This window comes from Ignavibacteriota bacterium (assembly GCA_016713565.1).
GTDB lineage: Bacteria > Bacteroidota > Ignavibacteria > Ignavibacteriales > Melioribacteraceae.
Genome location: JADJOX010000007.1, coordinates 288524 through 304880, shown reverse-complemented (window position 1 = coordinate 304880; position 16357 = coordinate 288524). Strand labels below are relative to the sequence as shown.

Below are 16357 nucleotides of genomic sequence, written 5' to 3'. Positions count from 1 at the left end.
TTGAAAAAAAGCATTTTAATATTTCTGACAATTTTTTTAGTAAATTCATTTGCGCAAAAGCTTCCGAATACTTTTAGCATTGAACAAAATAGTTTAAGTAAAATTCTTGCTGATCCAACGCCGAGCGGTAATGCCGTTGAATATATTGAATTTATGGGAACTGATATTTGGGTTGCAACTACTCTTGGATTAAGTAAATCGACAGACGGCGGTGAAAGTTGGACAAATTATAAATTCGGTGAAGAAGGGATTTCCGCCTTAGCAATTAATAAAGATACAATTTGGTGTGCCACGTGGCATCCTTTGGAAAATTCCGATGACGTTGTTCCTGTTGGTACAGGATTGCATTATTCTCCCGATAAAGGTGAAACTTGGATAGACATTCCTCAGCCTGTTGACGCTCAAGATGATTCATCAATTGTATATGGCATAAATACTCTTCGCGCTTTACCAATTCCAGTTGTTGAAGGAAATTTTACGAGAAGCATTGCCTTTACAAAAAATATTATTTGGATCGCCTCGTTTTACGGCGGTTTTAGGAAAAGTAACGATTTAGGCAAAACGTGGGAAAAAGTTGTTGTTCCACCCGATTATTTGAATTCAATAAAACCGACAGATACATTAAATTTTACGGTTTCACCATCTTCGGGAGCCTTAGGTTTTGAAAATAATTTGAATCATAGATTCTTTTCGTTAAAGGCAATTAATGATTCTACAATTCTTGTTGGTACCGCAAATGGAATTAACTTAAGTACAGACGGCGGAATAAGCTGGAAAAAATTTACACACACTAATCAAGATAATTCTATAAGCGGAAATTTTGTGCTTAAACTGGACTATGATTTTTCACGGAAAATTATTTGGGCAGCTACTTGGAAAGCTGAAGGAACAACTGAATTTTACGGCTTAAGTTCTTCAAGCGATATGGGAAATAATTGGGAAACTTATCTTACCGGCGAAAATATTCACGATATTGGTTTTACGTTTAATTTAACAGGTGAAGAATCGGATGTTATGGCTGCCACCGATAATGGTGTTTTTCGTTCAAATGATTTAGGATTGACGTGGATTAATTTACCTCAAATTATAGATTCTGAAACAGAAGTTAAATTAAACTCTACAAAATTTAGGGCAGTTAATTGTTTGTTGGATAATTCATCAATAAATAATATTTGGTTTGGTACTGAAGCCGGAACGGCTGAATTGACTGAATCAAACGGAATGTGGTCAGGTAACTGGAAAGTGTTTCTTTCTTCTCCAAATATTGCTTCCAGAACACAAGCTATTGCTTTTCCAAATCCTTTTAAACCCGATACCGAACAAATAAATATCAAATATATGTTTAGTGGAAACTCGCAGCAAGTAACAATTAGAATTTTTGACTTTGGTATGAATTTGGTGAGAACTGTAATTCAAAATGCAAACCGAAACGGCGGAAAGGAAATTATTGATAACTGGGACGGCAGGGATGAAAATTCAAAATATGTTCCCAATGGTGTTTATTTTTATAGGATTGATGTTGGCGATACCGAACCGATTTTTGGCAAAATTATGGTGCTGATGTAATGATTAAAAAATTATCCATAAATATTTTTGGAATTTTATTATTCCTTTCCTCAGTAAATATGGCACAGCCGGAATTTTCCAAATTAAATAGTATGGCCGGAGCATTCAGCAGAATGGGTTTTGGAGCGCGCGGAATTGCAATGGGCAATTCTATTTCCGCTTTGGATGAAGGAAATATGGTATCTTATTACAATCCTGCTTTATCTGCTTTTCAGGAAAAAAATTATTTTCAAACCTCATATTCGTTTTTATCATTAGACAGATCATTGAATTTCTTGAACTTTACAAGAAAATTGGAATTCGGTAAAAATAAATCTTCCGATGGAAAACCCCGTTCAATTGCGGGAATTAGCTTTGGTTTGATAAATGCCGGCGTAAGCAATATTGACGCGAGAGATAACCAAGGTGAAAAAATAAAAGATTTGTCGACTTCGGAAAATCAGTTCTTTTTAAATTTTTCAAACAGATTCTCTGAAAAGTTGTCATTGGGAATTGGATTAAAATTATTTTACTACAAACTTTATGAAGATATTACTTCTTCCGGCTTTGGTTTTGATATTGGAGCCTTGTATAAATTTAGCGACAAGCTGAATTTTGGAATTGTTCTTGCCGATATTAATTCAAAATATAAATGGGATACAAGCGGTCTTTATGGAACAGACGGCAATTCGACTTTTAATGAATTTCCGTTTTTAGTGAAAATATCTTCAGCGTATAAATTTAATGATCCTAAGTTAGTCGCTACAATTGAATACGAACACAGCAGTGCAGAAACCGATTTTATAAGGTTGGGAACAGAATATAATATTTATGAAAACTTGTTTTTAAGAGGAGGAATAGACCGAATCAGCGTTTCTAATTTTGATATTCCAATGAAACCTGCATTAGGATTTTCATATTCGCAGATGATAAATGAAATTTTAATAAGCGTTAACTATGCTTATTCAATTGAACCTTATTCGTCTTATGATCATCATATTATTGGGCTTGATATTTTGTTTTAATTTTTTGTGTATTTTTGTTAGAAATTAAATAGAATAAAATGAAAAAAATTTTAACTGCAGCATTACTTTTAACAACTTCTTTATTTGCTCAAAATGCGGGCGAAAGCGGATTGTCTTTTCTAAAAATCGGAACAAGCGCAAAAAATATTGCTGTTTCTGATATTGGATATTTAGACGGCAGTGTTTCTTCGGTTTATTATAATCCAGCAGCTGTTAATTTAAATAACTCGGCAAACGTATTATTTACGCACCAAGCTTGGATTCAAGATATATCAAGTCAATTTGTAGGAGCAAATTTTAAGCTCTGGGGAATTCCCTTATCTATCGGCGCAAATACGACAAAAATTAAAGGTTTTGAAGTCAGAACTCAGCCGACAGATAATCCGCAGTCAACATTTAACGTTAATTATTTTTATGGCAATCTTTCTTCCGGATTTGATTTATATGAAAATTTGAGTTTTGGTTTTTCTTTAAAGTATTTGTATGAGAGTTTTTTTACCGACGATGCGACCGGAATTGGTTATGATCTTGGTTTGATATATTCAAATGTTGCCGAGAATTTAAATCTTGGGTTTTCCGTTAGGAATTTAGGAAGCATGAATAAATTGAGACTTGAGAAAACAAAATTGCCTTCCGACTTTATTTTAAATGCGACTTATGTAATTTCAGTAGAATCCGCGTCGCTTAAAATTCTTCCGGTTCTTGGTATTCAAAATTATTTTGCGTCAAAATTGGCTCACATACACATTGGTTCTGAAGTAGTTTATGATAATAACTTTTTTTTACGTTTGGGTTATGTAAGTGGTGTTGAATCAAGAAATATTTCTTTTGGACTTGGAGTGCTTTATAAAGGGTTTATGTTAGATTATGCGTTTACGCCGTTCAGCTATGGAATTGGAAATGCAAATACAATTTCACTTCAATATTTGTTCTAGACTTTGAGCAAATTCAATAATTGTTTGTCCTAAAAATATTTATATGAGAAACAAAATCTTATTTTGTATTTTTAATCGTCAAACAACTTATAGTATGTAATTATGGAAATTATTCAATATACTCCCGAATGGAAAGATAAGTGGGATGATTTTGTGGTTAATTCAAGCAATGGAACAATGTTTCATATGCAGAAATTTTTCGATTATCACATTCCCGGAAAATTCAATTTTAATCATTTAATTTTTGCTGAAAAAAATAAAATTAAAGCTGTTCTTCCCGGAAGTTTAATTAACAATACACATTTTGAATCACCAATAGGCGCAAGCTACGGTTCAATTGTTATTCCAGATATAACTTTTAAAGAAACAATGGATATTGTTTCAACGCTATTGGAATATTCAAAGAAAAATGGAATAAATGAATTAACATTAACCGCCGCTCCAATGATATATGAGACTTTTCCAAATCACAATTTGGATTTTTCAATGCTTTGGCAAGGATTCAAATTTCAGCTTCATTACATTTCAAGCGCGATAAAATTAAATCCTAATATAGATATTATTTCTAGATTCAATCAAACTACGAGAAGAAATATTCGTCATTCATTTAACAAAGGTATAAGAGTTGAAGTAAATGAAAAATATGATGAATTTTATCCGATATTAATAGAGAACAAAGCAAGACACAATGTTAAGCCAACGCATTCATTTGACGATTTGCAGAAATTAAAACAATTGATGCCGGATAGGCTTAAGCTATTTATGGTTTATTTGGATGATAAACCTATTGCGGGTTCATTAATGTTTTACGCCAATAAAAACGTCGCTATTTGTTTTTACAATATGCTTTTATATGAATATGCCGAATACAAACCTATACAAAGAGTTATGTTCGAAGTTGTAAAAGATGCAACTGAACGAGGTTATAATTATGTTGATATCGGAGTTTCTCAAGATACATCGGCAGAAAATCCAATGACACCAAGTATGAATCTTATTGATTTTAAGGAAAAATTTGACGCAAAATCAATAATGAGAAATACGCTTCACATAAAACTGTAATCAATCATATTAAACTTCCTGATAGTAAATTACTAAGGAAGTTTTTGTTTTATTTATATGTCGCATAAGCAAAAATCAATCGTTATTACATTTCTTGGAAACGCAGATCAAGATTCGCGCGTTGTGAATCTTATTGACTCGTTTTCAAAATTAAACTATTCTGTACAAACAATATCATTTGATTGGAAAACTGAAAATTTTAAACCTCGAGTTGGAAAAACAAATATATATAAGCTTGAAAAATCTAATTCAAGTCTAAAATTTTATTTCACATTTTTTTATTTATTGATTAGAGATTTAATAAAATATAAAGCTGATATATATTTTTCTGAAGATGTTTATACACTTCCGGTGACGTATTTTTTTGCAAAATTTAATAAAAGTAAAATATTTTATAATAGTAGAGAAATATACGCGCATTTAGCCGGATTGCGAAACAAATCCAAAGTACAGAGCATTATTGCAAAGATTGAAAGTTCGTTCATTAAAAAGGTTGATAATGTTTTTGTAACCGGAGATATGGACAAAGAATTCCTTGAAGAAAAATACCAACTCAAAAATATTTTGGTTTTAAGAAATCTTCCTAAGTATAAAAATAATTTTGAAGTAATTGATTTAAGAAAGATGTTGGACATTAGCATAAATGATAAAATATTATTGTATCAAGGCGTTTTATTAGAAGGAAGAGGAATATCAAAACTGATAAAACTTTTTGATAAAATTAATAACGCACATTTTGTAATAATCGGTGACGGCGAATTTAAATCAAAATTTGAAACTGAAGCCAAACTGCTTGGTATGCAAAACAAAGTACACTTTTTAGGATCTATTAATCACAACGCATTGCTGAATTATACTGTATCGGCAGATTTGGGATTAGCATTGATAGAGAACATTAGTTTAAGTTATTATTACGCCCTGCCAAATAAAATATTTGAATATATAATGGCTGAAGTTCCAGTTGTATGCAGCAGTCTGCCGCAAATGAAGAACATTGTAGATAATTACAAAATCGGTAAATATGTTGACGCAGATAATGAATGTGAAATTATAAATACGATAAATAACTTAATTTCTGATGAAAGATTATTAATGGTTTTCAAACAAAACTGTAAGACAGCGCGCGAAGAATTGAACTGGGAAAAGGAATTTGAAAAAATTGTTGTAAAACTAAATTTAGACAAAAATAAATAACGAACAAACTATTACATCCAAACATAATTAGTTTTAGACAGAAAAGAATTTTATCTAAAACAATAAATAATTATATTTACACCTCAAATTTGCCAAGCACAGGTTAACAAGTTGTTACCCAACTCCGTGAGGTCCGGAAGGAAGCAGCGGTTAGTATTCAATTTGTGTAATTTGCTGCTTGGCTTTTTTTATAATTCAAAATTCTTGAAACTTATAGAAATCCCATCGAAGTTTAATATTGTATTTCCAAAGTCAAAGTTTTCAGAAAATAGGTTAGAATCAAAATAATATATTTCAAAATGTTTAGTTATGTAGTTGATAGTTGAATTTATAGAAATAGTATTTATTAATCCGAAAATTCCGTTTGTAGTAATACCTATACCGTCTGATTTTCTCGCGGTATTATATCCTCTGCCTTGAAAACTTCCCACAGTATAAATAAATGAGTTTAAAAATGTAAAGATGTGACCTTTATGAACTACAATATTATTGTCGGGATTTAATTTAATCAAGTGTTTTATAAAGTTTACATCGCTGTTTATTGCCTGGTAACTTGACACAGAATTATTTTCATTTTGTTCAGTTAATAATAAATCTTCAGTTTCTGCGGTAAATGAGTAATTAATTAACGGAATTTTAACTTCCTTAAGATTTAAGTCAAAGCCAAATTCAACAGTATAACCTAACCTGGATGTACGCGCAAGCGGATCTTTCTGAGATTCATCGAAATAGCTAATTTCATCTCCAAAATTTAAAAATGAATTTCCTAAACTAATATTGAATAATGGTTTTAAATTTATTTCATCATTTAATTCAATTGCACAATTTGGAAAATATAAATTTGAAACCGGCAATGTAACCAAAATACCATAGTCAAACATTGTACCTTTTGAAGAATACGGTTTAAGTTCACCATTAATATATGCACTGCCTAAATTACTATTAAATGATTTTAAAGAGAAACCAACGGCAAATTTTAAATAATATTCTATTTCAGCGCCAATACTAAAACAATCAAACTCATCATAACTTTTACTTTTTTCGATAAATTCGGATGTGTTGGGATCATAGATATTATATTCTCCGAAAAAAAAACTATTATGCAAATAACCCAGCCCAATTGATAACGGCAGTTTTGAAACGGAAGGATCAAAGTTATATCCTAAATTTAATCCATAATTATTAAAGGTAGTTTGGGGCGAGTAATACCATTCAGTTTGTGCCGGCATAAATGAAAATGAAGCGTGATTATTTCTTGAAGAATGGCCAAGAATTGCAGGGTTGTAATAAAATCCTAAAACATCATCGTTTGGAATAGAAGCTCCGATTTGACCCGCGCCGATTAATAATGGTGACTGCTGTAAATTTGAAGTATAAAAAGCTCCGTTTTGCGCTGTTAAAATATTTGTTGATATAAAAAAAATAATAAATATAATTCTTAAGTATATCATACTTTTCCCAAAATTGTTTAAATAAAAGATAAGACAAATTTGTATTATTGACAATCTTAATAATAGGTCAATAATTTAATCACTATAAAATTTTTTAAATTTTATTCGAAGTCTGATTTAACTAATTCTTTTGAGTTGGAGTAATAGTCGGCAACTAACTTGGCTTTTGCTTTGCCAATTACATTGGCTAATTCAATTTCGGTCGCGTTTCTAATTTCATTAACGCTGTTGAAGTTTGTTAAAAGTTTTTCCGCAACTTTATCACCGATTCCTTTTATCTCTGTCAGTTCTGTTTGAAGTGTTCGGCTGTCGCGTCTTTGCCTGTGAAAAGAAATCGCGAATCGGTGGGCTTCATCTCTTAAATGCTGCAGTAATTTTAAACTTGAGGATGTTTTAGGAATTGATTGTGCTTCGGATATTTCAGGAAAAAATACTTCTTCCAATCGTTTTGCCAACCCGATTATCTGATAATTTTTTATTCCAAGATTATCCAATATTTCAACCGCGCTTGAAAGCTGACCTTTTCCTCCGTCAACCATTATCAGATCCGGCAGCTGTTCGTTTTCTTCTATTAGTCTTGAGTATCGTCTTTCAATAACTTCCTGCATGCTCGCAAAATCATTTGGTCCATCAACGGTTTTAATTATAAATTTTCTATATAATGATTTTTTAGCTTTTCCATCTACAAAAACTACCATGCTTGCAACAATATCTGTTCCTTGAAGATTAGAAATGTCAAAGCATTCAATTTTTCTTGGAAGGTCTTTTAGTCGTAAATCACGTTTTAATGAAGACAGAACATAAGGCAGATTTCCATCTTTTTTCATTTTTTGAAGCTGTATATCTTTCAATTGAAGAATAGCGTTCTGCTTGCACATGGTCAATAATGACTTTGCTTCGCTTTGAATTTTCGGGATCACAAAATTAACTTTTTTTTCGGATTTTGCATTTAGCCAATCTAACAATGCTTTATCGTCATCTGGCAATACTTCCAATATAATTGTTTTCGGTATTTCTACAAATTCCCCGTAATAAAACTTTAATGCAGAACTATAAATTTTCTCAATTTCCTCGTCAACTTCTACACTCAATTTTAATTGACGTTTACCAACTAATCTTCCTGAACGGATGTTTAAAATTGTGCATGCAACATCTTTTGCTTCAATTGCCAGGGCAAAAATATCTTTATCGTCAAAATCATTTGTAACAATTTTTTGTTTTTCGGTGTAAACTTTAAGCTGTTCAATTTTATCTCTAATTTCCGCCGCTTTTTCAAACTGGAGTTTTAAGCTTAATTCGGTCATTTCCAATTTAAGTTCATCAATCAGATCCGCAGTTTTTCCTCGTAAGACTTTAACTACTTGGTTTACCATTTTAGAATATGCTTCTTCGGAAATTAAGCCTTCACAAGGTCCGTCGCATTTTTTAATATGATAATCCAAACATACTTTTATTTTTTTTTGATCTATCACATTTTGATCAATATAATAAGAACAGCTTCTTATCTTAAATAATTTATTGATCATCCTCAGCGAATTTTTCATATTTTTTACATCTGTGTAAGGTCCAAAATATTTCGACCCGTCTTGAACAATATCTCTTGTAGGGTAAACTTGGGGAAAAGGTTCTTTTGTAACTCTAATGTACGGATATGTTTTATCATCTTTTAAATTGACATTGTACCGCGGTTTGTGCTTTTTGATTAAATTATTTTCAAGTACTAATGCTTCAATTTCATTTTCGGTCGCGATTATATCTAGGTCATGGACTTTACTTACAAGGGCTTGCGTTTTTGGCGAATCTACTTTAGATCGAAAATAAGATTGTACTCTGCTTCTTAAATTTATTGCTTTACCAATGTATATAATTTTCCCTTCATCATTAAAAAATTGGTAAACGCCAGGTAATGAAGGAATTGCTGAAATTTTATTTTTTAAATCGTTATTCATTATTAAAAAAAAAGCGAATAGTTCTTTACAAACTATTCGCAAATAAATTTATTATTTCAAAAAAAATTAAAACTTATAATTCTTTGGAATTACAACAATACCGGTTTCGGAGACGGTAAATCTTTTTCTGTCAATATCGGGATCAAAACCAATTTCTTCTCGTTCAGGTACGTGAACATTCTTATCAATTATGGCTCCTCTAATTTTTGCGTGCCGTCCAATATTACAGTTATCCATTATAATTGAATCGGTAATATAAGTGTAACTGTTTACTTTAACATTGGGACCAATGATCGATCTTTCCACCAATCCTCCGGAAATTATTGTTCCATCCGTAACCAAAGAATTAATCGCTCTTCCAACTCTTTCACCTTCATGAGAAAGTGTTTTTGCGGGAGGCATTTGTCTCTGCATGGTCCTTAAAGGCCAATTTGAATCGTACAAGTTAAATTCCGGATTAACGCTTAGAAGATCCATACTTGCTTTATAATAGCTTTCAATTGTGCCTACATCAACCCAATAAGGTCTGTCGGGATTGTTTTCATCGTCGAACCTGAAAGCTCTTACGTTATAATGTTTTTCAACCATTAATGGAATTACGTGTTTGCCGAAATCCAAGTTAGCTGTATTTTGTTCAATTAGTTCATTTAAAACTTCAGTTAAAGCTTTAACGTTAAAAACATAAATCCCCATATTAGCAAAAGAGAATCCGGGTTTTCCGGGAATTTCAGGTGGATCTGCCGGTTTTTCGATAAATGATTTAACATTATAATCTTCATCAATTTCAATTATGCCGAATCTTGTCGCATCTTCCTTATGCGTAACAATATTCGCGATTGAAAGATCGGCTTTTTTCTCTATATGATATTGAAGCAATTTCATGTAGTCCATTTTATAAATATGGTCGCCGCCCAAAACTAAGCACCAGGAATAATCGCGTTGCCTCATTAAATTTAGATTTTGAAAAATTGCGTCCGCGGTTCCTTGGTACCATTCATTTCCAGTCTTTTTCTGAGGCGGAATTGAATAAATAAACTCACCAAGTTCGGGATTAAAAATATTCCAAGCTTCATATAAATGCTGATTAAGAGAATCTGATTTATATTGAGTTAGAACATAAATTTTTCTCAAACCGGAATTGAGACAGTTTGATAACGCAAAATCAATTATTCTGTATTTCCCGCCGAATGGAACGGAAGGTTTTGTTCTCATGCCGGTAAGCGGATGAAGCCTTTCACCTTGTCCGCCGGCTAAGATCATCGTTAATGTTTCTCTTTGAAGTGCCGAACCTTTAAATGCCATAGTAAGCTCTTTTTATTTTGCAAAATATATTTACTATTATTGAATAGTCATTTGAATTTAACAAGAAAATATATGTGCTTTCAAATCAATAATTACTTTTTTTAATTATGAAAGTCAAGAGAAAATATTTCTTTTTTGGTTGTTCAATCATATTATTTATAGGATTTTCAATTTTATTTTTCATAATATTAAAAGCTTATAAAATTTCCTCCAATCATAGCAAATCGTTTATCGAAAACGGGTTTAGGTTCAGCGCTTCACAAATTCCTGAAATTGAAGAATACATATCTTCCGAACAAAAAAATATTGACATTTTACATTATATAATTAACATTGAAGTTTTCCCGAAAAGGAAAATCATTTTAGGTAAAACAATTATAAATGGAATTTTTAAAAATTCAATTCCTAAAAATATCGAATTAAACTTTAATGATAATTTTGATATTTCATCTCTATTCCTAAATGGAAAACTCATTGAATATATTTATGAAGATGATAAACTAAAACTACCTGTCGATATAAATTTAAAAGATTCTTTTTCAGTTGAAGTTAATTATTCAGGTAGACCAAATAGTTTAGGTTTCGGCTCATTTAGTTTTGACGAAAATAAAAAAATGCCGGTCATTTATACTTTAAATGAACCAATTTATGCTTCCACTTGGTTTCCCTGCAATGATTTGCCAAAAGATAAAGTTTTGGCTGATATTATAATTACTTGTGATTCATCGCTAACCGCCGTTTCAAATGGAATTCTAAAAAGTGTAGAATTATTGAAGAATAAAAAAACATTCCACTGGAAAACCAACTATCCTATTTCCACTTACTTAATTTATTTTTCGGCGGCGAAATATAAAACTTTCAGCGATGACTATGTAAATAAGGAAAACGATTCTATGAAAATTGAATATTATGTTTTCCCGGAAGATTTAGAAAAGGCAAAAAGAGATTTCAGCATACATCCAAAAGCATTAAATTTTTTTTCTCAAACATTCGGTGAATATCCGTTTATAAATGAAAAATATGGCGTTGCGGAATTTCTTTGGAGTTTCGGAGCTATGGAAAATCAAACAATTACCGCAATCGGTAAGAATTTTATTAGCGGTTCGCAATTTTTTACGGACATGCTCGTTCACGAACTAGCGCATCAATGGTGGGGAAATGCAGTAACTTTATCAAATTGGAAAGATATTTGGCTTAATGAGGGTTTTGCGACTTATTCGGAAGCATTATATTATGAAAATCAAAGTGGAGTTAAATCATTACAGTCAACAATGAAATCGTTCTTAACGGATTTTAGCGGAACGACACTTTACAACCCAGTTAATTTGTTTGATAGAGTTATTTATAACAAAGGCGCTTGGGTTTTGCACATGCTGAGAAACGAAGTCGGTGACGATAACTTTTTTAATATCTTAAGAAATTACTTTGAAACTTATAAATATAAAAACGCGTCGACTTTCGATTTTATTAAAATTGCAGAAAATATAACTAAAAAGGATTTGACGGATTTTTTCAACCAATGGGTATTTTCCGGTAGTGGAATTATCGAACTTGAATATTCATACAAGCCAAAAGGAAACAATCCCAACGAGATTTTGTTAAACTTAAGTCAAATTCAAAAAGAATATTATGAATATCATTTCAATTTAGATATAAATTTTATTTTTATCGATGGAACAAAGGAATTGACAACAATAAAAATTGAAAAAAGAAATAATTCGTTCACTTTCAATTTTGAAAAAAAGATTCGGGAAATTCAATTTGACCCTGAAGGCTGGCTGGCTTGCAGTTTTAAACAAATTTCGAAAGAAAATTGACATTTCTAAGAATATTCTAAAATAAAAAATATTAAATTTACATCTTGATAATTTAGAGAATTACTTGGCATCTATTTTTGTTTCGGATTTACACTTTGGATTGCTTTCAAAAGAAGACGAAAAAACTCGTGAGAAAAAATTCGTTGAATTTTTGAAATTTGCGAAAAATGAATGTGATGAATTTTTTATTTTGGGGGATCTTTTTGATTATTGGTTTGAATATAGGAGAGTAATTCAAAAGGGTTATTTCAGAACATTAACGGCAATTTCCGATTTAGTTGAAAATGGAATAAAAGTACATTACTTAATCGGTAATCACGATTTTATGCACAGAGATTTTTTTGAAAAAGAAATTGGCGTTAATTTGTATGAAAATGAATTAATCACCGAAATTGAAGGAAAGAAATTCTACATTGCACACGGCGATGGTTTGGTTGAAAACGATTTAGGTTATAAAATTCTAAAAAAAATTTTAAGAAATAAAACTATACAAAAAATATATTCTTTAATTCATCCGGATTTTGGAATTTGGCTGGCGAGTTCATCCAGTAGAACTAGCAGAAATTATACGGCTCATAAATCTTATGGTGAAATTGACGGATTGTTAAAAACCGCAAAAAAAATTATTGATAATGGTTATGATTATGTAATTTTCGGTCATTCACACGAAAGAAAAATTGTAAAGCATAATATTGGCGAATATATAAATTTGGGAACTTGGCTTGATAAACCTTGCTACGGACTCTTTAAAAATCAGAAATTTGAGATTATTGATTGGAATAATTAATGGCTAAAAAGAAATCGAGATCAAAAAAAATACAAAACAAACAGACAGCGTATGTTATCGGAGTAGGTGCATTATTTATTTTTCTTTTGCTTGGATATCTGTTCTATAGACATATAGTTTCCGGATTGCCTTCGTTAGACCAGCTGGAAAACCCAAAGCAGAGTTTGGCAAGCAGCGTAATAAGTATTGATAATGAAATAATAGGACAATATTATAGAGAAAACCGCAGAGAAATAAGCATTGATAGTATTCCTTCATTTGTTGTTGACGCTCTGATATCCACTGAAGACAGAAAATTTTATGATCATTGGGGCGTAGATCTTGGTAGATTTATTAAAGCTATGTTCAAGACCGTATTTTTGGGCAAGAAAGAAGGAGCAAGTACAATAACTCAGCAGTTAGCAAAAAATTTATACGATCTGAAAGTCGCGCGCGAAAATTTATTTCAAACCGGAGTTAGAAAAATTCGTGAATGGTTTACCGCAATTCAAATTGAGCAAACATATACAAAAAGAGAAATTCTGGAAATGTATCTTAACAATTCCTTTTTCGGCAATCGTGCTTATGGAATTGAAATGGCTACACAGAATTATTTTGGAAAAAGCGCTAAAGATCTTACTCTCCCGGAAGCTGCTGTTTTTATTGGTTTGTTAAAATCTCACGTTTATTATAATCCAATCCGAAGACCTGAAAATGCGCTTCAACGAAGAAATGTAGTTCTTTACAATATGGTAGATAACGGTAAGCTGTCTGAAGAAGAATACGATTCGTTGAAAAACGTTCCCCTTAATTTAACAGCTGAAAATTTAAATGATGGAATGCAAAGCTCAATAGCTCCGCATTTTGTGGAATATGTTAGAAAACAATTAGAATCAATGGCGGATAAGTATGGATATAATCTTTACGAAGACGGTTTGAAAATTTATACAACGATTCACAGCAAAATGCAGAAAATTGCGAACAAAGCTGCAACTGATCATTTAGCGGAATATCAAAAACTGTTTGATAAGTATTGGAATTGGTCAAGCAATAAATCAACTTTGGATGATTTGGTTGATAAAGCAATCAAAAACAACAAAAGTTATTTGGAAGCAAGAGGCGAGGAACGTAAAAAAGTTTACAGAAAATTAAAAAATTCTTCTTCCTTTATTGATTCTGTTAAAACAATTGCACAGACTATTGAAGTTGGATTTGTCTGTTTGGATGTTACCAACGGTGAAATTAGAGCAATGATCGGCGGAAAGAATCAAGATTTCAGCTATGGATTAAATCATGCAACCCAGACAAGACGTCAGCCCGGTTCTGCATTTAAACCTATAGTTTATACTGCAGCTTTGGATAATGGCTTATATCCAGCTTATCCAATAATCAATCAGGAATTTAATTATAACGGATGGAATCCTCATAACTTTGATAACTCCACAGGCGGATTCATGACCTTAAGAGACGGTCTTAAAAATTCCGAGAATCTTATAAGCGCCAGATTGATAATAGAAGGACATGTTGAACTTTGGCAGATTGACAGACTTGCGCATAAATTAGGAATTAAATCAAAATTAGATTTGGTGCCTTCAATTTCACTCGGTACTTCTGAAGTTACATTGTTGGAATTAACTTCAGCATATGCGACTTTAGCAGATAAAGGGATTTTCAATGAGCCAATCTCAATTTTAAAAATTGAAGACAAAGATGGAATTTTAATTGATCAATTTTCACACAGCTCTCGTGAAGCGTTATCTGCCGAAACATCTTTCCTTATTACTGATATGCTTGAAACAGTTATTAATGAAGGAACGGGAGTAAGAACGCGTTCAATACATAAATTTTATAGACCGGCAGCCGGTAAGACCGGAACAACGCAGGATTACGCCGACGCTTGGTTTATGGGATACACTCCTCAATTGGCGGCCGGAGTGTGGGTTGGATTCGACGATAGAAGAGTTTCATTTACAGGTAAATACGGACAAGGCTCTCAAGCCGCAAATCCGATTTGGTCCAATTTTATGAGAGAAGTATATAATCAAATGGATTTTCCGTTTGAATCTTTTACAATTCCTGAAAATGGAAATATAACAACAGTCAAATTCTGCCGTGAATCTATTTATCAATACGGGAATCCCAGATTATACTCAAATGATTGTTCGTCAGGTGAACTAATTGATTTTATAAATCTTAAAGATATTCCGGATCCATTTGTAAAGGGAAAGGATAATAAAGTAAATTTATACACTAAATTTTATAAACCAGACAGTTTATCGCACGAAGCTGTTGAAATTGAAGAATAATAAATATTGAAATATATGCCCGGATGGCGAAATTGGTATACGCGCTAGGTTCAGGTCCTAGTGGGAGCAATCCTGTGCAGGTTCGAGTCCTGTTTCGGGCACATAAATTATTTTTCAGTAAGGTTAAATATTTTTGAATGATCAAATTACAGATTTGGAACTTACTAATCTCTACAATAAAGCAATTGAATTTACAAACTCGCATTATGAAAATTTTCCCGTTCTCTCATTTTTCATCCCAAAAGATTTAAGAAAATATATTGCCGTTGTCTACCAATTTGCGCGCAGCGCCGATGATATTGCGGACGAGGGCTTAAATTCAAACGAAGAAAAATTAACTTTACTTTCCAACTATGAAAATGAGCTTAATAATTCATTTAAACAAATTTTCAAAAATGAATTTTGGATGGTCTTTTACGATACTGTTACTTCAAAAAAATTAACACATGAAAATTTCAATAATCTCATAAAAGCATTTAAACATGATTTAGTTAAAACAAGATATAATAATTTTACCGAACTTTTGGAATATTGTAAAAATAGCGCTGATCCGGTTGGAAGAATTGTTTTAGAAATTTATGATATTAGAGACAAAAACGCGTTAAAGTTTTCTGACTTAATTTGTTCGGCACTTCAACTTGCAAATTTTTATCAAGATGTAAAAATTGATTTTGAAAAGGGCAGAATATACATTCCCAAAAATGAAATGGAAAAATTCAGAATTAATAAAGATGATTTTTTACATTCGGCAAATACAAAGAATTTTCAGGAGTTAATGAAATTTCAAATTGAACGAACGAAAGGTATGTTCAAAGAAGGCAGAAATTTATTGAAATTTTTACCTTTCAGGTTAAGATTGCAAATTTTAGTTACAATAAAAGGCGGTGAAACAATTTTAACAAAAATTGAAAAGATTGAATACGATGTGTTAAACAATAGGCCAAAATTAAATAAATTCGACATGATTAAAATTTTTACTTCATCAATTATTTTGGGAAAATAGCC

Annotated in this window: 12 protein-coding genes, 1 tRNA gene and 1 other RNA gene; 11 read left to right on the top strand and 3 right to left on the bottom strand. The window is 31.6% G+C overall.

Features of this window, described 5'->3' with window-relative positions:
* From IPK06_08380 to ffs, 6 genes are all read left to right on the top strand, one after another.
* Nucleotides 1–1566, top strand: coding sequence for a hypothetical protein (locus IPK06_08380; protein ID MBK7980002.1), 1566 nt, complete (start codon nucleotides 1–3; stop codon nucleotides 1564–1566).
* Nucleotides 1566–2570, top strand: a complete 1005-nt coding sequence (locus tag IPK06_08375; GenBank protein ID MBK7980001.1) for a hypothetical protein — start codon at nucleotides 1566–1568, stop codon at nucleotides 2568–2570. Before IPK06_08380 ends, IPK06_08375 begins: the two co-directional genes overlap by 1 nt.
* A gap of 38 nt (nucleotides 2571–2608) precedes the next feature.
* Complete coding sequence (locus IPK06_08370; GenBank protein MBK7980000.1) at nucleotides 2609–3505, top strand: PorV/PorQ family protein; 897 nt, start codon at nucleotides 2609–2611, stop codon at nucleotides 3503–3505.
* 102 nt (nucleotides 3506–3607) lie between these two features.
* Nucleotides 3608–4567, top strand: a complete 960-nt coding sequence (locus IPK06_08365; protein MBK7979999.1) for a GNAT family N-acetyltransferase — start codon at nucleotides 3608–3610, stop codon at nucleotides 4565–4567.
* 57 nt (nucleotides 4568–4624) lie between these two features.
* The gene (locus tag IPK06_08360) at nucleotides 4625–5761 is read left to right on the top strand and encodes a glycosyltransferase (protein ID MBK7979998.1); all 1137 of its coding nucleotides are present in this window, start codon (nucleotides 4625–4627) and stop codon (nucleotides 5759–5761) included.
* Between the two features lie 90 nt (nucleotides 5762–5851).
* An RNA gene (gene ffs / locus IPK06_08355) (signal recognition particle sRNA small type) lies at nucleotides 5852–5948 on the top strand.
* A gap of 1 nt (nucleotide 5949) precedes the next feature.
* Here the strand turns inward: ffs and IPK06_08350 are convergent.
* The 3 genes from IPK06_08350 to glgC form a co-directional block, all read right to left on the bottom strand.
* Nucleotides 5950–7212 carry a hypothetical protein gene (locus IPK06_08350; protein ID MBK7979997.1) on the bottom strand — a complete coding sequence of 421 codons (1263 nt, stop codon included), beginning with the start codon at nucleotides 7210–7212 and terminating at the stop codon, nucleotides 5950–5952.
* Nucleotides 7213–7313: 101 nt separating this feature from the next.
* Complete coding sequence (locus IPK06_08345; GenBank protein ID MBK7979996.1) at nucleotides 7314–9161, bottom strand: excinuclease ABC subunit C; 1848 nt, start codon at nucleotides 9159–9161, stop codon at nucleotides 7314–7316.
* Between the two features lie 66 nt (nucleotides 9162–9227).
* Complete coding sequence (glgC, locus tag IPK06_08340) at nucleotides 9228–10463, bottom strand: glucose-1-phosphate adenylyltransferase (protein MBK7979995.1); 1236 nt, start codon at nucleotides 10461–10463, stop codon at nucleotides 9228–9230.
* 107 nt (nucleotides 10464–10570) lie between these two features.
* Here glgC and IPK06_08335 point away from each other — a divergent pair, with 107 nt between their 5' ends.
* The 5 genes from IPK06_08335 to hpnC all read left to right on the top strand — a co-directional run bounded on the left by IPK06_08335 (nucleotide 10571) and on the right by hpnC (nucleotide 16355).
* Nucleotides 10571–12280 carry a M1 family metallopeptidase gene (locus tag IPK06_08335; protein ID MBK7979994.1) on the top strand — a complete coding sequence of 570 codons (1710 nt, stop codon included), beginning with the start codon at nucleotides 10571–10573 and terminating at the stop codon, nucleotides 12278–12280.
* Nucleotides 12281–12344: 64 nt separating this feature from the next.
* The gene (locus IPK06_08330; protein MBK7979993.1) at nucleotides 12345–13067 is read left to right on the top strand and encodes a UDP-2,3-diacylglucosamine diphosphatase; all 723 of its coding nucleotides are present in this window, start codon (nucleotides 12345–12347) and stop codon (nucleotides 13065–13067) included.
* Nucleotides 13067–15352, top strand: a complete 2286-nt coding sequence (locus IPK06_08325; GenBank protein ID MBK7979992.1) for a PBP1A family penicillin-binding protein — start codon at nucleotides 13067–13069, stop codon at nucleotides 15350–15352. Before IPK06_08330 ends, IPK06_08325 begins: the two co-directional genes overlap by 1 nt.
* Before the next feature lie 17 nt (nucleotides 15353–15369).
* Nucleotides 15370–15453, top strand: a tRNA-Leu gene (locus IPK06_08320).
* A 32-nt stretch (nucleotides 15454–15485) separates the two neighbouring features.
* Nucleotides 15486–16355, top strand: coding sequence for a squalene synthase HpnC (gene hpnC, locus IPK06_08315; protein ID MBK7979991.1), 870 nt, complete (start codon nucleotides 15486–15488; stop codon nucleotides 16353–16355).
* Nucleotides 16356–16357 lie beyond the last annotated feature (2 nt).